The sequence below is a fragment of the Janthinobacterium svalbardense genome (assembly GCF_002327145.1).
Classification (GTDB): Bacteria; Pseudomonadota; Gammaproteobacteria; order Burkholderiales; family Burkholderiaceae_D; genus Janthinobacterium; species Janthinobacterium tructae.
The window spans coordinates 18672-36459 of the sequence record NZ_CP023422.1 but is presented as its reverse complement, the minus strand read 5'-3'; the positions used below and the strand labels follow the sequence as shown (position 1 = coordinate 36459).

Sequence of the window (17788 nt, the reverse complement as noted above, 5' to 3'; positions counted from 1 at the left end):
ATCCGCGCGCCCCGTCTCCGGGCGTAAAATGGTTTTATATTCCCCTTAGAAAGCGGCCATGCGCATCCTCGTGATTGAAGACGAACCGAAGACGGGCGACTATTTGCTGCGTGGCCTGGCCGAGTCCGGCTTTACGGTGAGCCTGGCGCGCAACGGCCGCGACGGCCTGCACATGGCCTGCACGGAAGCGCCCGATCTCATCGTGCTCGACGTCATGCTGCCCATCATGGACGGCTGGCAAGTGCTGCGCGCGCTGCGTTTGCAGGAAGGCGGCGCGGACGTGCCCGTGATTTTCCTCACGGCGCGCGACGAGGTGCAAGACCGTGTGAAAGGACTGGAACTGGGCGCCGACGATTACCTGGTGAAACCGTTTGCCTTTGCCGAACTGGTGGCGCGCATCCGCACCCTGCTGCGGCGCGGGCCGCCGCGTGAAGATGACGTGATCCGCATCGGCGACATGGAAATCGACGTAATGAAACGCAAGGTCAGCCGGCAAGGCCAGCGCATCACCCTGACTGCGAAGGAATTCGGCTTGCTGCATTTACTGGCGCGGCGCCAGGGCGAGGTCTTGTCGCGTTCCATCATCGCTTCGCAAGTGTGGGACATCAATTTCGAGAGCGATACCAACGTCATCGACGCGGCCATCCGCCGTCTGCGCAGCAAGCTCGACGACCCGTTCGAACCCAAGCTGATCCACACCTTGCGGGGCATGGGCTATGTCTGCGAATTGCGCGCGCCATCCGCTCCAGACAGCGGCGCCAGCGCATGAAGCTGGCACCATTGCGCCGCTCGCTGACCCTGCGCGTCACGCTCGTCTTCGTGCTGATCGTGGCGCTCGTGTCGGCCGGGTTGGGCATGCATCTGTACCGCTCTTTTGTGGCGGAAATCGAGCGCCGTGACGATATTTTATTGCTGGGGAAATTGCGGCAAATCCAGCAGCTGCTGGGCAATGCGGGCACGCTCGACATCATCCGCGAGCGGCCCCAATATTTTCGCGACACCATGAGCGGGCAAGAAAACTCGCTGGTGCGCATCGTGCGCGCCGATGGCACGCGTTTGATCGATGTCAATCCGCATGGCGAAACGGTGGCGCATGCTGTTCCCGTGGCCGTCGATGCGCCCGTCACGGCCAGCGACATCGCCAGCTGGACCAGCCGCGACGGCTATCCGGCCAGGGTCGTGGCGGCCAGCGCGCGCATCGGCGACCCGGCGCAGATGGCCGACATTTCCGTGGCACGCGTCTATGGCGACCGCACGGCCATGTTTGCCGCCTACCGCTGGCAGATCGTCGTGTCGGTTGCCATCAGCGCGCTGGTGGCGGCCTTGCTGGCCAGCGTGATGCTGCTGCGGGGATTGCGTCCGCTGCGCAATATCGCCGCGCATGCGGCCTTGGTGCGGCCCGGCAAGCTGGAGCAGCAACTGGAGGCGCGCGATGCGCCCACGGAATTGCTGCCCCTGATCCAGGCCTTGAACGCCATGTTGGCGCGGCTGCAGGAAGGCTATGCGCGGCTGTCGCAGTTTTCCGCCGATCTGGCGCATGAATTCCGCACGCCCGTCACCAATCTGCTGGGGCAAAGCCAGGTCATGCTGGCCCGCCCCCGCAGTGCGCACGAGTATGAACAGCTGGTGTCGTCGAATGTGGAAGAGCTGGAACGGCTGTCGCGCATGATTGACAGCATGCTGTTTTTGGCGAGGGCGCAACAGGACGAGATGGTCCTGATCAAGCAGGCGTTGTCCGTGCACGATGAATTTTTGCGCCTGGCCGATTTCTTTGAAGGCCTGGCCGAAGAACGGGGGCTGGCGCTGGCTTGCCACGGCAGCGGCACGGTGATGGCCGAGCCGCAACTGCTGCGCCGCGCGCTGGGCAATTTGCTGTCGAACGCGATACGTCACGCGGCGCCGGGCAGCACGATTCTGTTGCGCTCGCATCAAACGGGCGAGGGCATGGAACTCAGCGTCACCAATCTGGGGACGGCCATCCCTGCGCGCCACTTGCCGCACCTGTTCGAGCGCTTTTACCGCGCCGACCCGGCCCGCAGCGACTCGGCCGCTTCTACAGGATTAGGGCTGGCCATCGTCACGGCCATCATGCAATTGCACGGCGGCAGCGCGACGGTCGCATCCGACGCGGCCGCCACGACGTTTACCCTGACCTTCCCCGTTTAACCCATCTCCACCAAAAACTCATGCATGCCCGTATGCGGCAACTGCGCGCAGGCGGGTGCAAAGTGCGGCAACTGTCCCCACAGCAAGGGGTTACCGACGATGTACACAAAGTGTTGCGCGCGCGTCAGGGCCACGTTGAGCAGGTTCGGCGTGGCCGCCGCCCATTGCGCGGCACCGGCCGTGCTGTCGTCGGCGCCCAGGACCAGCATCACCACGCTTTGTTCCTTGCCCTGGAAGGTGTGCACGGTGCCCACCATCTGGCTGCTCCATTGGCGCAATTCGCGCGCCGTCGGTGCCTTGCCGTAGCCGAGGCGGCGGTCCCAGTCCAGGTCGACGATGCGCGAGCGCAATTCGTTGCGCACCGCCTTGAACGGCGTAATCACATACATGTCTGGCAATTTGCCGTCGCGGCGATACAGTTTCAGCAGCACTTCCAGCACGAAATCGAGCTGCACGGGCACCACCTGCTTGTAGCTGACGGGGCCAAGAGCGTCGATCCAGCGGCTGGGGCCACGCGTCAGGCCGCGCGCGCCGGCCGGCGGCGTGCGTTCGCTCAAACCGTAGACCATCTTGTCTTCGTAGGCGATGCTGTTGGCCAGCGAAAACATCGGCTCCACGCAGCGGCGGTGCACGCGCAAGGGGCTGCCTATCCACAGCGGCTGGGCGCTGCCGGCGCCGACATGCGCGCCATAACGGTTGGCCTTGTCGGCCAGTGTCTGCACGGAAACGCTTGTCGGCGCGTAACTGCCATTCTGCGTATGCGGCGACAGGGCTGACAAGGTTTGCACGAGGCGGCCAGGCACCGTGAACACGGGTTCGATCTGCAGCGGGTCGCCCACGACGACAGCACGTTTTGCGCGCCACAGGCTGCCCAGCGCCGCTTGCGGCACGGCCTGGCCCGCTTCATCGATGAACAGCCAGCCCAGCGATTCCGGACCCATGCCCCGGAACTGGCGCGCGAACGAGGCGAACGTGGTCGACACGACGGGCACCACCATGAACAGGCTGTGCCAGACCATGGCGATGTGCGACTGGTCGTAGGCGCGCTTGTTTTTCAGCAATTTCGATACGGCCAGCAAGTTGCCGCCAAAGCCGGGCCCGCCTTTCTTCGCCACTTCCGCCAGCCACGCTTCATGCAGGGCCAGGGCCTTGGCGAACAGGCGCGAGCGCAGGCGCGCCAGCGCCGGTTCATGCCACAGGCCGCCAATTTGCAGTGCGTCGCCGTCCAGCTCGTCCAGGGTGGCCGGGGCGATGATGGTGGGGAAACGCATGCGCGCGCGGCGCAGCAGTTCCGTGCTGTCATCCCATTCGCGCTGGCGCGACTGCGCCGTGCGCAGGGCGATGTGCAGGCTGTTGCGGGCGCGCTCGCAGCGCGGTTCCAGCTCGCCTTTCAGCAGCAGCTTGATGGCGGACACGTCGCGCGCGGCCTGGCGCTGCGCCTCGGCATTGGCGATGACGGCATCTTTGTAGGCACGCGCCGGGGCCGTGCGGAACAGGCGGGCGAAAAAGCCGGGCTGCGTCAGCGCTACCAGGCGTTCCTCTTCCAGCAATTCCTTCTTGCTGGCGAGCAGGGTGTCCTGCTGCGCCAGCGCGCCGGACAGGGCGCCATTCGCCGCATCCATTTCTTGCTCGGCAGTAATCAGCGCCTGCTGGCTGGCCTGCATGAAGTCGGCTTCCGTGCAGGTGCCCACGGCTTGCCACAGGGCTGCGTACTGGGCGTGCTCGGCCAGGGTCTTTTCCACCACGTGTTCCGTTTCGCGAAACTCGCGCGCGGCCTGGGCGAAGCTGACGCCCTGGTAGCTGGCCAGCCATTGGCGGATATTTTGTGCGTTCGGCGTCTTGCGCGCCGTGGTTTTATCCCAGTCGTCATCATAAAAATTGCTGACGAAGCGGCGGCGGTTGGCGCTATTGCCCAGCGCACAGGACATCAAGCCCCATGGCGCCTCTTGTTCGGCCAGAGCGCGGTTGGCGCCATTGCCGTCGGCCACGACCCGGCGCGCGACGCTTTCAAAGTAACGCGTGCGCGCCCATTCCTTGCCCAGCTGTTTCGGTTTCGGCAAGTCGCCGGAAATGTTTTCCACCGCCGCATTGTTCGACGAGGCGACGACCATTTCAAAGCCTGTCAGTTCGGGGCGCAAGCGGGCGATGGTGATGGGGTCGCGCACGCCTTCGAAGGCCACGGCGACCTTGCTGATGAAGGCGTCGCCGGCGCGGTCCAGGCAGGACAGCACGCTGGCGCGGCGCACGATGTTGTCGGCGAATAATTCGCGCAACAAGGTCGTCTTGCCCGTGCCGGGCGGGCCGTTGACGGAAAAGATGCCGCGTTCGCTCAAGCCCGTGCGCGCGCCATGGATGGCGAACTGCTGCATCAGGCTCATGGCGTAGCTGGCGTCTTCCAGCCAGTGTCCGCGGTTCATATTGCCCGGATTGAGCATGGCGGCCAGCGCCTGGCGTCCTGCCGGGCTGTACAGGTCGATGCGCTCATCCTGCGCCAGCGGCGTCAGGTAGGCAGCGACGGTGGCTGGCAGCTTGCCGCCGCGCAAGGCGCGGATGATCTGTTCCAGGTCGTCGAGGTAAAAACTGTTGAGGATATCGATCGATGGTTCCACCGCGTCGCCGAAGTCCAGGCTGCGGTTCTGGCTGGCCTCAGCCAGGTCGCCTTCCGCCACGGCGGCGCGTTTCTTGCGCGTGCGCAATTCGAGCACGGCCAGCGGCTGGCCTGCGGACGGGTGGAAACCGGCCCAGTCGCGCAGCAGGTCGGCCAGGGCCGCGATTTCCATGCCGGACAGGGGCACCGAGACATTGCCCGCCTCGTCCGTCACTTGCTGCGGGACACGGCTTGCTGCGAAATTGCGCAAGCTGTCTTGCAGCGCCAGCTGGCTGTCGCTGAAGGCGTCCAGGCTCAGGCCCGACCAGTCCGGCGTGCGCGCGCGGCCCAGCGCCCACGGCAACGTCGACACGGACACGGGATCGAACTGCGGCTCGCCCAGCGCATTGAGATTCAGGCGGGCAAAGCACGAGCGTCCCAGCAGCTCTGTTTTTTCTGTGTCGGCGATGTTTTCCGGGCCGTTGGCCGGCGGACAAGCCTTGTTGATTTCCGCCTTGTCGAACACGCCGAGGAACAGTGAGAAGCCGTCGATCTCGCGGTCGGATGGGACTTGCCATTGCGTGGCGAACTGCAGCGGCAATTGCGCCAGCTGTTCGCGGTGCAGGAGACGCACGGTGGACGGGTCTTCAACGTCCGTGATTTGATTCAGGTCAAACGGGATAAAGAATTCGATCTTGTGCCAATACTCCAGGATAGCCAGGAGGCGCTGCTGTTCTGCCTGATTCATGATGACCAATATTTTGTAAAGCGAGCGAGGATTGTAAAGCGTATGCGCGGCGCGTGTTTTGCACTTTCGCCTATTGCGCGGGCTTTGCCGCAAAAAAAGTGGCGATTGCGGACGAAAAAAAGCCAGGCAGCAACTTCCTGCCTGGCTTACACGTCTGGCGCTTGCTGCTATTACTTAAAACTCTTCCCATTCGCTTTCGGCGCCAGCGTTGCTGCGGCGTGCCGGTGCAGCCGCCACGGCCTGGCGCGCGGGTGCGGGCTTGGCCGCTGGGCGTGCGATGGCGGGCGCTGCCGCTACCGGTGCCGTGCGCACTGGCGTCAGCCTGGCTGCGCTGGCGACATGGTTGCCGGTTTTGAAGAAGCCCACTACGTGCGCCAGCTCGCCCGCCTGTTCCTGCATGCTTTGCGAGGCGGCTGCCGCTTCTTCCACCAGGGCCGCGTTTTGCTGCGTCACTTCATCCATCTGGGCAATGGCCATGTTGATCTGCTCGATGCCGATGGTTTGCTCGTGCGTGGCGGAAGTGATTTCGCCCATGATGTCGGTCACGCGCACGATGCTGTCGACGATGTCGCCCATGGTCTGGCCCGCTTCATTGACGAGGCGCGAACCTGTGTCCACGTTGGCCACCGAGGCGGCGATCAGTTCCTTGATTTCCTTGGCGGCCGAGGCCGAACGGTGCGCCAGGTTGCGCACCTCTGTTGCCACCACGGCGAAGCCACGGCCCTGTTCGCCTGCGCGCGCCGCTTCCACGGCCGCATTCAAGGCCAGGATATTCGTCTGGAAGGCGATGCCATCGATGACGCCGATGATGTCGACGATTTTCTTCGACGAGGCGTTGATGGTGCCCATGGTGTCGACCACTTGCGAGACGATGCTGCCGCCGCGCACGGCCACTTCCGACGCGCTTTTCGCCAGTTGATTCGCCTGGCGCGCATTGTCCGCGTTCTGTTTCACGGTGGAAGTCAGTTCTTCCATGGCCGACGCCGTTTCTTCCAGCGAACTGGCTTGCTCTTCCGTGCGGGAAGACAGGTCGAGGTTGCCGGCGGCAATTTCGCTCGATGCCGTGGAGATCGCCTCCGTGCCATGGCGCACTTGCGCCACCACGCCCAGCAGACTGGTGTTCATGGCTTTCAGGGCGCCCAACAGGCGTCCCGTTTCATCGCTGGAATTGACGACGATGTGCGAAGACAAGTCGCCGGAGGCCACGGTTTCGGCCACGCTGACCGCCGCATTGATGGGCTGGGTGATCGAACGCGTGATGATCCAGGCAACAAAAGCGCCCAGCAACACGGCCACGCTGCCCAGGATAATCATGTAGGCGCGCGCGCTGGCGCTCAGCGTTTCGGCGTCCGTCGCCGCCTGCGCTGCCTGCTGCGCTTCATACGCGACCAGGCTGTCGAGCGCGCCCAGCACGATCTTCAGGCTGGGTGCCGCCTGCTGCGTCAAAAAGGCGATCGCCTCTTCCGTCTGGCCCGCATTGCGCAGCTCGATGACTTTGTTGTTCAGCGGTGCGCCCGATTTCAGGGCTGCGTCCAGCTCGGCCATCAGCGCCGTTTCCTTGTCCGTCGAGATTCTCTTTTGCAAGGTTTCCTTGGCGGCGCCGTATTTCTTGCGCGCTTCGCCGATTTTCGCCAGTTCCGTCTGTACCAGCACTTCCGTCGGCGCCACCACCACGCTGGTGATCGCCAGGGTAATGTTGCGCACGTTGTCGCTCATGGTGTTGGCCGCAGCCATCTTGACGTTCTTGTCGGCCACGATGTCGTGGGTGCGTGCGCTCAGTTGGCCCATGGAGTACAGGCCGACGAGCAAGACGGCCACCAGCAGACCGAGGACGACAGCAAACCCGATTCCGAGCCGGGTGCCGATTTTGAATTGTGTGAGTGACATGATTGCTTTCGTATTGCGGAAGTGAGAGAAAACGTCGACAAGCCTGGACTACGGGTTTATACGTAAGGGCGGCCAGCCTGTAATTGTTCCTCAAAATTTCGCACTGCAATACAAAAACTTGTATCAAGTCCCCGAAAAGTATGAAAATTGGTAGTAAATTAAATAAGTTGTCGCATGGAAACAACGAGCACGGCGTCAGGAGGAAACATCAACGCTGGGGAAACACGTGGACGGCCAGGAAATCGATGAAGGCGCGCAGTTTCGGCGTCAGGTGGCGGCTGCTGGGCCACAGGATGCGCAAGGCGCCGTCGTGCTGGTGGTGCGCATCCAGCAGGCTGTGCAAGCGGCCCGCGTCGAGTGCCGCGCGCACGGCAAAGTCGGGCAGGGCGGCGATGCCCAGGCCGTTTTCGGCAAAGTGCAGCAGGGTCTCGACATTGTTGCAGTTCAGTAGTGCTGGCAAGCCCGCCGCGTGCAGGGCGGGCCATTCGGGCAGGGGCCAGGCCTCGACCTTGCCGCTGCTGGGAAATTTGTACAGCAGGCAAGTATGGCGCAACAGATCTGCCGGCAGCAGGGGTGTGCCGTGCTGTGCCAGATAGGCGGGCGCGGCCACCAGCTGCAGCTGGAACTGGCCCAGCTGGCGGCTCATCAGGCGGCTGTCGGCGCTCTCTCCCGCGCGCACGACGGCGTCGTAGCCTTCCTCGATCACGTCGACCCGGCGGTCGCTGAAATCGAGATCGAGTTCCACTTGCGGATAGGCGCGCGCAAAGGCCGCCAGCACGGGATTGAGCAAGCTGCCCACCTGCGGCAGGCTGACGCGCAGCCGGCCTTGCGGTGCGCTCTTGCTGTTGGATAACTCCAGCTCGGCTGCTTCGATCTCGCCCAGGATGCGCCGGCAGCGTTCGAGAAACACCGTGCCTTCGCTGGTCAGTGCGATGCTGCGCGTGCTGCGGTGAAACAGGCGCACGCCCAGCCGCTCTTCCAGCCGCGCGATGCTCTTGCCGATGGCCGAGGCGGAAATGCCCAGCACCCGGCCCGCCGCCACAAAACTGCGCGTTTCCGCCGCCTGCACGAAGGCCGTGAATCCCGCCAGGTTATCCATGTCGTCCCTTGTCATCATTGATTGCGGATACCAACGTCCGCACAGACAGAAACTATAGCCTGTTTTTCTTTGATCGCGCCTGCTTTACCTTGGCAGTTCGATCATTTGAAAGGTGACGCCATGATGTACAACTTCTCTTCCGCGGCCTTGTCCGCCCGCATCGATCCCTTGCTCGATGCCGTCTTGCAGCAGCAGCGCCTGGTGGGCGCCGTGGTGCTGGTGCGCCAGCGTGGCCAGGAAATCTATCGCCGCGCGGCCGGCTACCTGGACCGCGAGGCGGGCACGCCCATGGTTGAAGACGCCGTCTTCCGCCTGGCGTCCGTCAGCAAACCCATCGTCTCTACGGCCGCGCTGGCGCTGGTGGGGCAAGGCCGCCTGGGCCTGGACGACCTGGTGGCGCGCTGGCTGCCATATTTTGCACCGCGCCAGCCGGATGGCAGCGTGGCGGCGATGACCGTGCGCCACTTGCTCACGCACACGGCCGGGCTCGACTACGGCTTCTTCCAGCCGCCGGGCGGCGCGTATGCGCAGGCTGGCGTGTCGGACGGCATGGATGCGTCCCGTACTTCTTTGGAAGACAACCTGCGCCGCCTGGCCACCGCGCCGCTGGCGTATGCGCCAGGCACGCGCTGGGCGTATTCGATCGCCACCGACGTGCTGGGCGGCGTGATCGAAGCGGTGACTGGTTTGCCGCTGGCGCACGCCGTGGCACAGCTGGTGACGGCGCCGCTGGCCATGCGCGACACGGGTTTTATCAGCACGGAGCCGGCGCGCCTGGCCGTGGCGTATGCGGACCGCGCAGCGGGCGAAGCCCGGCCGCGGCGTTTGCTCGATGCGGGGGAAGACCATCTGCCGTTTCTCGATGGCATGGCAGGTTTTAGCTTGTCGCCGGCGCGCGCGCTCGACGCGCACGCCTACCCGTCCGGCGGCGCCGGCATGCTCGGCTCGGCGCCCGACTTCATGCGCTTGCTGGAAACCTTGCGCCAGGGCGGCGCACCGCTGTTGCCGCCTGCGCTGGCACGCCAGATGGGCGAAAGCCAGACGGGAGGCGTTGACTTGCCGTTCTGGCCGGGCCGTGGTTTTGGCCTGGGTTTTACCGTCTTGACCGATCCGCAACTGGCCGCCACGCCGGAAGCGGCGGGCACGTGGCGCATGGGCGGCACGTATGGCCACTCGTGGTTTGTTGACCCGGCCCGCGAACTGTCCGTGGTGGCGTTCACGAATACGGCATTGGAAGGCATGGCGGGACCGTTTGTCACGGAACTGTGCCAGGCTGTGTATGGTGCGGAGCAAGGGCAATGAGACGCACGCACCCGATCGTCTTTCTCGCGCTGGGCCTGTTCGGCGTGTATTGCATCGAGTTTGGCGTGGTGGGCATCTTGCCGATGATTATGCAGCGCTATGGTGTGACGGCGGCGCAGGCGGGCTCATTGGTGAGCCTGTTCGCCCTGGTGATCGCCGTGGGCGGCCCCTTCCTCGTGCTGCTGGCCACGCGCTGGCGCCGCAAGCGCGTGCTGGTCGTCTCCCTGCTGGTCTTCGCCCTGGCCAGCGTGGCCTCGGCGTATGCACCGCGCTTCGGGTGGCTACTGGCGCTGCGCATGGTGCCGGCGCTGTTTCACCCCGTGTATTTCTCGCTGGCCATGGTGGCCGCCGCCGCCCTGTATCCGCCGCAGCAAGCGGCGCGGGCCGGCGCGCATGCGTTTACGGGCACCAGCATGGGCATGGTGCTGGGCATTCCGCTCACCACCTGGATCGCCGCCCAGTATGGCTATGAGGCATCGTTCCTTGCCTGCGCACTGGTGAATGCGCTGGCGGCGCTGGGGCTATACCTGTTCCTGCCGGACACGCAGCAGGAGGCGCCGATGGCGTATGGCCGTCAATTGGCCGTGCTGCGCAAACCCGCCCTGTGGTTCACCATTGCCGCCGCCGTGCTGGTGTTTGCCGCCATGTTTGCCGTGTATGCGTATGCGGCCGCGTATCTGCAGCAGGTGGCGGGCTTGTCGGCGCACCAGACGGGGCTGGCGCTGGTGGTGTTTGGCGTGGGCGGCGTGGCCGGTAATCTGTTTGCCGGGCGCCAGCTGGGCACGCACGTGCTGCGCACGGTGGTGCTGCAGCCTGTGCTGCTGGGGCTGGCGTACTGGCTGTTGTATGAGTATGCGGGCGGCGATATCGGCTGGGTGGCCCTGGCCGTGTTGCTGCTGTTCTGGGGCGCCGCGCATACGAGCGGGCTGATCGTGACGCAAGTGTGGCTCAGCAGCGAAGCGCGCGAGGCGCCCGCGTTCGCCATCGGCGTGTATATCGCCGCCATCAACCTGGGCGTGACGCTGGGCGCGCTGGCCGGTGGCATGGCCATCGAGTCCTACGGCATGCGGGGGGCGCTGGCCTGCGGCGCGCTGCTGGGTGCCTTGGCGCTGGGGGTGATCCTGCTCAAGGCATGGCGCTACCGCCTGCCCTCAGTCCTCGATATGGTTGGGGATGCGAAACAGTAGATCCGTATCGCCGATGTCCGCGCCCGCTTGCGACAGCAGGGTGCTGGCCTGGCCCCGGTGGTGCGTCTGGTGATTGAAGAAATGCATGAGCAGGCTGAAAAACTCGCGCCGGTTCGGCCCCTTGCTGTTGCGGTAGTCCAGCAAATGATCGAGGTCTTCTTCGCGGATGGAGGCGGCCCAGTCGATGATGAGCTGGTCCAGCCACAGCCGGTGCGCGTGCATGGCGGCAAAATCCTCGGCCGCGAACAGCGGGTGCGTGAGCGAGGCGGGCGGCGTAATGGCGCGGATGGGGTCGAGCAGGGGGAAGCCGGCCGGGTGCCTGGCGTAGCGCTGCAGCCAGAGGGTGTCGCCCACCATCACGTGGTTCAGGGTGGCCAGCAGGGAGCCGAAAAAGGCGCCCCGCTCGCGCTGCAGCTCGCCGGGTGGCAGGCTGGCCGCCGCCGCATAGACCTTGGCATTCATCCACTGGTTGTAGTCGGCCATCAGGCAAAGGTGGGCGCAACGGCTCATGGACAAACCTCCGTGTATGAATGAAAGGCTATTTTATACAGACTTCAAAAATGCGCGTATGCCGGCCAGCAACATTTCAATGGCCATCGCCGTCAGGATCAAGCCCATCAGGCGCTCGAACGCCGTCATGACCCTTGGACCGAGCGCCCGCTGCAAGCGTTCGGCGCACAGGAAGACGGCCAGCCAGACGACGGCCACGGCCGTCAAGCCCGCCACGTGGGCGATCACTTCATTGACTTCGTGCGAGGAAAACAGCAGCACGGTGGCCAGTGCCGACGGGCCGGCCAGTGCGGGGATGGCCAGCGGCACGATGAACGGTTCGCCGCCCATCTCGTGGTCGCTATTGCCCGCGTTGGGTTGTGGAAACACCATGCGCATGGCGATCAGGAACAGGATTACGCCGCCGCCGATGCGCAGCGCCACTTCCGATAATTGCAAGGCGTTCAGGAAATGGCGGCCGAAGAACATAAACAGCAGCAAGATGCCGAAGGCGATCATGCACTCGCGCACCACGACTTTCCAGCGCCGCTCGACCGGTACCCGTTTCAGGGCATTGACGAACAGGGAAACGTTGCCGAACGGGTCGGTGACGAGCAAGAGCAGGATAAAAGTCTGGAAGAAATTCTGTGTCATGGTGATGTAGGCTGAGGTCAGCACCGCTGCCAGGATGGGCGCGGTGCGATAAGGCTTGCGATGATAACAAGAGCGGCGGCTATCGCCCATGATTATTGATGCATAGCAGCATTTTTTTTACGCCGCGATGACTTTTGCCTGGTAAAACGCGGTGGGCGTGGTGCCGAAATGTTTCTTGAACATGGCAGTAAACGCACTCGGGCTGGTGTAGCCATTCTCCATGGCCACGTCGATGACCTTGCTGCCGTGCGCCAATTGTTCCAGCGCCCGCAGCAAACGGGCCTGCTGGCGCCACTGGCCAAAGCGCATGCCCGTCTGTTTCTGGAACAAACGGTGCAGGCTGCGCTCGGTGATCGCCAGTTCCTGCGCCCAGTGCGCCACCGTCACTTGCTCTCCCGGTTGTGCCATCAGCCGCGCGCAGATGCCGCGCAGGCGCGCGTCAAAGGGCAGCGGCAGATGCAGGGGCAGCACGGGCAGGCTGTTTAGCTCGTGCAACAGCAATTGCAGCAGATGCCAGTCGCGGCTGCCTTCCGTAAAATCGGGCGCGATGTCGACGGCTGCCACGATCAGTTGCCGCAGCAGGGGGCTGATGTCAAGCACGCAGCTGTGGCGCGGCAGCAATGGCGAGCTGGCGCAATCGATGAAGACGGTGCGCATTTTCACCGCGCCGCTCATGCGCACCTGGTGCGCGATGCCGGGCTGCAGCCATACGCCGCGCGTGGGTGGCACCACCCAGCGCCCGCCCTGCGCCTCGATGGTCATCACGCCCTCGATGGCATACAGCAATTGCGCATGCGTGTGGCGGTGCACGGAAATCACGTGGCCATGCACATAGTCGACGGCCAGCGCCATGGCGCGCGCCGTGACGGGCAGCAATTCCTGAAAGGCGGCGGAGGTGCAATCCATAAAAACAGGGTCAGTTTTGCGATAGGTACAGGCATCTTAGCGCGAGAAAGCGCAGCGCGCCTGCGGCATGATGGTTCCCCCGCAATGTTTTATGGAGCCTCGCATGCCTGTGCGCGCCTATCTGTATCCGTTTCTGGCCATGCTGCTGTGGGCCGGCAACGTCGTCGTCTCGAAGCTGGCCGCGTCCAGCATCGCCCCCACGGCCATCACCTTTTATCGTCTGGTGCTGGTCTTGCTGGTGATGACGCCGTTTATCATTCTCCCCCTGTGGCGCAACCGCGCCGCCATCCGGCGCCAGTGGTGGCAGCTGGCGCTGTGTGGCGTGATGTCGATGGCGCTATTCCAGAGCCTGTCCTACCGCGCCGCCGAATCGACGACGGCGACGAATATGGCCATCGTCACGGCGCTGGCGCCGCTGATGACGGCCCTGCTCAGCGTGTTGCTGCTGGGCGAGCGCCTGACGGTGGGCATGGCGGCCGGCGGCGTGCTGTCGTTTGGCGGCTTGCTGTACCTGGTAGGGCGCGGCGATATGCTGGCCCTGTTGCAGCAGGGCGTGCATGCGGGCGACGCGCTGATGCTGCTGGCCTGCCTGATCTTCGCTTTGTATGGCGTGCTGCTGCGCCGCTGGCGTCTGTCCATTCCTGCCTGGCAAGCCATTTATTGCCAGGCGCTGGCGGCCCTGGCGTGCATGCTGCCGCTGTTCCTGCTGCTGCCAGCCGGCAGCGCCCGGCTGGACGCCACCACCTTGCCCCTGATCGGCTATGCGGGCATCGGCTCGTCCATCGTGCTGTCCTACCTGTGGATCGAAGGCGTCAAACTGCTGGGGCCGAACCGCTGCAGCATCTACGTCAACCTGCTGCCCCTGCTGACGGCCTTGCTGGCCATCGTCTGGCTGCACGAAAGCATGCATATATATCACCTGGTCGGCGGCGGCATCTCGCTGCTGGGCGTGCTGCTGGCGCAGACGGTGCAGCGGCCCCTGTGGCGCCAGCGTCCTGGGGTGTCCGGGACTGCCTGAATGGCCATGCATAATGGCACTTTTGGGTAGTGGAGTTGGCATGCGGAAAACATTTTGGATGAGTACGATGGTGGCGCTGCTGGCGCTGGGCAGCCTGGCCCCGGCGCAGGCGGCGCCGCGTTTTTATGAAGGCGCGCCCATGGCCACCGCCAGCGCCATCGAGCGCCGCGACGGCGGCGTGGTGCTGGCTTTCCTGCGGGAAAATGGCGAAGTCAACGGCTACTACTGCCAGTGCAACGAGGGTAGCGAAAAACGCATGAACCTGGACCAGTACGGCAAGGCCAGCATCGAAGCCGTGTTCCAGCTGGACCTCGACAGCGAAGGCGAGACCACGTTCGTGCTCAGCCGCAACGATGGTCAGTACGGCTTGCATGCCTACCGCTACGAGCGCAGCGGCGGCAGGATGTTCAAGGTGGCCACCTTGCAACCGGCGCTGGACGCCATCGTGCACGGTGCCAAGGTCATGGATGAAGCGCGGGTACACGCGGCGCTGGCGTCCCTGCAACTGATCGATTACAGCATCGCTTACGCGCCTTCGGGCGTGGCCGAATTCGACGCCATCGAGCATGCGCACGGCACCCTGGTCGGCTATTTCAATATCGACGGCGAGTTACTGCCGGGCAAACCGGCGGAAGCGCCCGCGTTTGCCTATAAAAAAACCTTCCAGGAAAAGGATGGCCATGCTCTGACCGTCACGTATCTGCTGGGCAAGGGCTGGGAAGGGGGCCGCGCGCCCAGCTACCACGTCAAGTGGATCACCTGGGAAACGCAGCCGCAGCGCTTTGCCGCCAGCCAGGATGGCGTATTTATCGAATACGACGTGAATTGCTGCGTGGGCAGCGTGTTTGCCCGTGGCCAGTATGTGCAGGGCAAGCGCACCGGCGTATGGCACTTCGAGGAGCCGAACACCATCCGCTCGTCTGGCGCGTATGTCGACGACAGGGCCGAGGGGCCATGGATATATGAAAGCGGTGACGACACCACCACCGGCATGATGCAGCGGGGCCAGCGCACTGGGCGTTGGGAAGTAAGCCCGGGCGTGGCAGAATGGCGCGCAGCGGACATGCACAGCTTCACCGGCTACGACCATTTTGTGAAAGACCGTTTGAACGGTCCCAGCGAGCGTCGCATCGATGGCGTGCTGCAATGGCAAGGCAACTATGTGAATGGCAAGAAGCAGGGCCAGTGGGTCGAACCTGGCGGTGGCGGCAACTACGTCGATGACGTGAAGCAGGGGCCGTGGAAGAAGGCGACGCCGGATGGCGGCTGGCAAGTGCTGACCATGCTCGACGGCAAGCCAGATGGCAAGCTGGAGCAATATGCGGCCAACGGCCAGCTGGAACTGGTCGAGCATTACCGCCTGGGCGTGCTCGATGGCACGATGGAAAGTTTTTATCCGGATGGCAAGCGGCGTTACCAGGGCAGCTTTGCCGACGGCAAGCGCGATGGTGCGGAAACCCTGTTTTATCCCGATGGCGAAGTGCCGCAATTTCACCGCAACTGGCACAAAGGCGTGCTGCATGGCGTCAACATCGAACATTTCCAGAACGGCAAACCGAAGCAGATCGGCGCCTACAACATGGGCAATAAAACGGGCCGGTTTCAGTCTTTCCGCGACGATGGCCAGCTCATCGAAGAAACCATGTATTAACTTGCTGATTAACATATTGGCATGCCGGCGCGACCGCGCACGATTGCGGAATGCCAGTTCTGCGCAAAAAACATCATCCGCTTGTTACAAAGCGTGAAAATTCCTGTTGGATGTTGCTACTGGTAATCTTTCCCTGTATCTTGCAATCAGGAAATTAAAAGTACAGGAAACCTCAACCCTGTTGCCCTGTATTTCACTCCTGACGATGATGAGCCGGCCGCCTTCCCCCAGCCGCCAGTCACGCTCCATCGACCTAATTTTGTCCTGAACAATGAAGAACTGCCCCGCCCATCTGGCGCTTGCCGTCATCCGTCCGGCATGCCCAGGCATGGTTGCGCCCTTACCAAGGAAAATTGCATGCTGTCGAATATAACAATAAAAATGCGCCTGATTGCCACCATGAGTGTGCTGGGCTTGCTGATCGCCTTGCTGGGCGTGATGAGCATCATCAGCCTGAAATCGGCCAACAACAGCCTCAACGAGGTCTACAGCAACCAGCTGGCGTCGACGCAGGCGATCGGCGAATCGCAAATCGCCCTGGGCCGCGCCCGCTTCACGATGGACCGCGTGATGGTGCACCCGGATGCGGCCGATGCCAAGGATATCCTGTTGCGTTCCGAGCAATTCATCGAGGCTTCCAACAAGTCCTGGAAGGTGTATCTGGGCTTGCCGCAAAGTGCGGAAGAAAAGAGCCTGTCCGACGATATGGACAAGAAGCGCAACGACTATATCAACAATGGCATGCTGTCCATGAGCAAGGCTTTGCGCGAAAACAATATCGAGCAGGCGGACAAGCTGATGATGACAGGCTTGTCGGTTCTCTACCGTACCCTGGACCAGGCGGCAGAAACCCTGACGCAATACCAGGCCACCTCGGCTGCCAAAATGTATGCGGAGAGCCAGTCCAGCTACCAAACCCAGGTGACCATGGCCATCATCGGCATGGTAGTGGGCGCCTTGCTGACGATTATTTCCAGCATCTTGCTGCTGCGCGCCATCTTTAACCCGCTGGACCAGGCCCTGCGCCATTTCGGTGCTATTGCCGACGGCAACCTGGCCAATGACATCGTCATCACGCGCAACGACGAGATGGGCGCCCTGCTGACGGGCTTGCAGAAGATGCAGGAACGCCTGTCGACCACCGTGCGCGGCGTGCGCGACGGCAGCGGCGCCATCGCCACGGCCAGCAATGAAATCGCCTCGGGCAACCTGGATCTGTCGAGCCGCACGGAGCAGCAAGCGTCGAGCCTGGAAGAAACGGCCTCCTCGCTGGAAGAGCTGACCTCGACCGTCAAGCAGAATTCAGACAATGCGCGCCAGGCGAACCAGCTGGCCGTCTCCGCATCGGACGTGGCCGTCAAGGGCGGCGCGCTGGTGGCGCAAGTGGTCGATACCATGGGCACCATCAGCGAATCGTCGAAAAAGATCGCCGACATCATCGGCGTGATCGATGGTATCGCCTTCCAGACGAATATTTTGGCTCTGAACGCGGCCGTGGAAGCGGCGCGCGCCGGTGAGCAAGGCCGTGGCTTTGCCGTCGTCGCCACGGAAGTGCGCAACCTGGCGCACCGCTCGGCCAGCGCCGCCAAGGACATCAAGATGCTGATCGAAGCGTCGGTGCAGAACGTGGGTGCCGGCAGCGCGCTGGTCAGCCAGACGGGCACGACGATGGACGAAATCGTCTCCAGCATCCGCCGCGTGACGGACATCATGGGCGAAATCAGCGCCGCTGGTCGCGAGCAGGAACTGGGCATCGGCCAGATCAATCAAGCTGTAGCGGAAATGGATACCGTGACGCAACAAAATGCAGCACTGGTGGAAGAGGCGGCAGCCGCTTCGGAAGCAATGCAGGAGCAGGCGGCGGCGCTGGCCGAAATGGTCAGCATCTTCAAACTCGACGCTGCCCACAGCGGCCCGGCAGCGGCCAAGCCTGCCTTGCGCAAGCCTGTCGTGGCCGCCGCCAGCACGGCCTTGAAACGCCCGGCAGTGCGCCTGGCGCAGGCATCGGTTGCCGTCGCCAAGCCGCGTCCAGCCAAGCCTGCCGCCGACAACAGCGGCGAGTGGGAAGAGTTCTAAGTGACTGCTTAAGTTACT

At 63.5% G+C, this 17788-nt stretch carries 13 protein-coding genes; 7 read left to right on the top strand and 6 right to left on the bottom strand.

What is annotated here, in order from left to right:
• Positions 1-58: 58 nt before the first annotated feature.
• Positions 59-769 carry a heavy metal response regulator transcription factor gene (locus tag CNX70_RS00150; protein WP_096232493.1) on the top strand — a complete coding sequence of 237 codons (711 nt, stop codon included), beginning with the start codon at positions 59-61 and terminating at the stop codon, positions 767-769.
• The gene (locus tag CNX70_RS00145) at positions 766-2166 is read left to right on the top strand and encodes a heavy metal sensor histidine kinase (RefSeq protein ID WP_096232491.1); all 1401 of its coding nucleotides are present in this window, start codon (positions 766-768) and stop codon (positions 2164-2166) included. Before CNX70_RS00150 ends, CNX70_RS00145 begins: the two co-directional genes overlap by 4 nt.
• Here CNX70_RS00145 and CNX70_RS00140 read toward each other — a convergent pair.
• The 3 genes from CNX70_RS00140 to CNX70_RS00130 all read right to left on the bottom strand — a co-directional run bounded on the left by CNX70_RS00140 (position 2163) and on the right by CNX70_RS00130 (position 8487).
• Positions 2163-5501, bottom strand: a complete 3339-nt coding sequence (locus CNX70_RS00140) for a DEAD/DEAH box helicase (protein ID WP_244198982.1) — start codon at positions 5499-5501, stop codon at positions 2163-2165. The genes CNX70_RS00145 and CNX70_RS00140 overlap by 4 nt on opposite strands.
• A gap of 174 nt (positions 5502-5675) precedes the next feature.
• Positions 5676-7388, bottom strand: a complete 1713-nt coding sequence (locus tag CNX70_RS00135) for a methyl-accepting chemotaxis protein (protein ID WP_096232487.1) — start codon at positions 7386-7388, stop codon at positions 5676-5678.
• Positions 7389-7596: 208 nt separating this feature from the next.
• Complete coding sequence (locus CNX70_RS00130; protein ID WP_096232485.1) at positions 7597-8487, bottom strand: LysR family transcriptional regulator; 891 nt, start codon at positions 8485-8487, stop codon at positions 7597-7599.
• 120 nt (positions 8488-8607) lie between these two features.
• On the opposite strand from CNX70_RS00130, the gene CNX70_RS00125 reads away from it, so the two are divergent.
• Positions 8608-9789: a serine hydrolase domain-containing protein gene (locus CNX70_RS00125; RefSeq protein WP_208624478.1), complete on the top strand. Its 1182-nt coding sequence runs from the start codon at positions 8608-8610 to the stop codon at positions 9787-9789.
• A complete protein-coding gene (locus tag CNX70_RS00120; RefSeq protein WP_096232483.1) occupies positions 9786-10976 on the top strand; it encodes an MFS transporter in 1191 nt (396 codons plus the stop codon). The genes CNX70_RS00125 and CNX70_RS00120 overlap by 4 nt, the downstream gene beginning before the upstream one ends.
• Here the strand turns inward: CNX70_RS00120 and CNX70_RS00115 are convergent.
• From CNX70_RS00115 to CNX70_RS00105, 3 genes are all read right to left on the bottom strand, one after another.
• Positions 10941-11486, bottom strand: a complete 546-nt coding sequence (locus tag CNX70_RS00115; protein WP_096232481.1) for a DinB family protein — start codon at positions 11484-11486, stop codon at positions 10941-10943. The two genes, CNX70_RS00120 and CNX70_RS00115, sit on opposite strands and share 36 nt — an antisense overlap.
• Positions 11487-11519: 33 nt before the next feature.
• A complete protein-coding gene (locus CNX70_RS00110) occupies positions 11520-12119 on the bottom strand; it encodes a MarC family protein (protein WP_071075094.1) in 600 nt (199 codons plus the stop codon).
• Between the two features lie 117 nt (positions 12120-12236).
• On the bottom strand, positions 12237-13025 hold the full coding sequence (locus CNX70_RS00105) for an AraC family transcriptional regulator (RefSeq protein WP_096232479.1): 789 nt from the start codon (positions 13023-13025) through the stop codon (positions 12237-12239).
• A gap of 103 nt (positions 13026-13128) precedes the next feature.
• Between CNX70_RS00105 and CNX70_RS00100 the strand changes: the two genes are divergently transcribed.
• The 3 genes from CNX70_RS00100 to CNX70_RS00085 all read left to right on the top strand — a co-directional run bounded on the left by CNX70_RS00100 (position 13129) and on the right by CNX70_RS00085 (position 17770).
• Positions 13129-14043 carry a DMT family transporter gene (locus tag CNX70_RS00100; RefSeq protein WP_096232477.1) on the top strand — a complete coding sequence of 305 codons (915 nt, stop codon included), beginning with the start codon at positions 13129-13131 and terminating at the stop codon, positions 14041-14043.
• A gap of 40 nt (positions 14044-14083) precedes the next feature.
• Positions 14084-15694 (top strand): toxin-antitoxin system YwqK family antitoxin, encoded by a 1611-nt coding sequence (locus CNX70_RS00095; protein WP_157750862.1) that lies wholly within the window; start codon positions 14084-14086, stop codon positions 15692-15694.
• 357 nt (positions 15695-16051) lie between these two features.
• Positions 16052-17770, top strand: a complete 1719-nt coding sequence (locus tag CNX70_RS00085; protein WP_096232471.1) for a methyl-accepting chemotaxis protein — start codon at positions 16052-16054, stop codon at positions 17768-17770.
• Positions 17771-17788: the final 18 nt, after the last annotated feature.

What these genes read in the sequence shown, in the direction of transcription:
- CNX70_RS00150 (WP_096232493.1), top strand. Translation starts at nt 59, where the DNA reads ATGCGCATCCTCGTGATTGAAGACGAACCGAAGACGGGCGACTATTTG.
- CNX70_RS00145 (WP_096232491.1), top strand. Translation starts at nt 766, where the DNA reads ATGAAGCTGGCACCATTGCGCCGCTCGCTGACCCTGCGCGTCACGCTC.
- CNX70_RS00140 (WP_244198982.1), bottom strand. Translation starts at nt 5,501, where the DNA reads ATGAATCAGGCAGAACAGCAGCGCCTCCTGGCTATCCTGGAGTATTGG.
- CNX70_RS00135 (WP_096232487.1), bottom strand. Translation starts at nt 7,388, where the DNA reads ATGTCACTCACACAATTCAAAATCGGCACCCGGCTCGGAATCGGGTTT.
- CNX70_RS00130 (WP_096232485.1), bottom strand. Translation starts at nt 8,487, where the DNA reads ATGGATAACCTGGCGGGATTCACGGCCTTCGTGCAGGCGGCGGAAACG.
- CNX70_RS00125 (WP_208624478.1), top strand. Translation starts at nt 8,608, where the DNA reads ATGATGTACAACTTCTCTTCCGCGGCCTTGTCCGCCCGCATCGATCCC.
- CNX70_RS00120 (WP_096232483.1), top strand. Translation starts at nt 9,786, where the DNA reads ATGAGACGCACGCACCCGATCGTCTTTCTCGCGCTGGGCCTGTTCGGC.
- CNX70_RS00115 (WP_096232481.1), bottom strand. Translation starts at nt 11,486, where the DNA reads ATGAGCCGTTGCGCCCACCTTTGCCTGATGGCCGACTACAACCAGTGG.
- CNX70_RS00110 (WP_071075094.1), bottom strand. Translation starts at nt 12,119, where the DNA reads ATGACACAGAATTTCTTCCAGACTTTTATCCTGCTCTTGCTCGTCACC.
- CNX70_RS00105 (WP_096232479.1), bottom strand. Translation starts at nt 13,025, where the DNA reads ATGGATTGCACCTCCGCCGCCTTTCAGGAATTGCTGCCCGTCACGGCG.
- CNX70_RS00100 (WP_096232477.1), top strand. Translation starts at nt 13,129, where the DNA reads ATGCCTGTGCGCGCCTATCTGTATCCGTTTCTGGCCATGCTGCTGTGG.
- CNX70_RS00095 (WP_157750862.1), top strand. Translation starts at nt 14,084, where the DNA reads ATGCGGAAAACATTTTGGATGAGTACGATGGTGGCGCTGCTGGCGCTG.
- CNX70_RS00085 (WP_096232471.1), top strand. Translation starts at nt 16,052, where the DNA reads ATGCTGTCGAATATAACAATAAAAATGCGCCTGATTGCCACCATGAGT.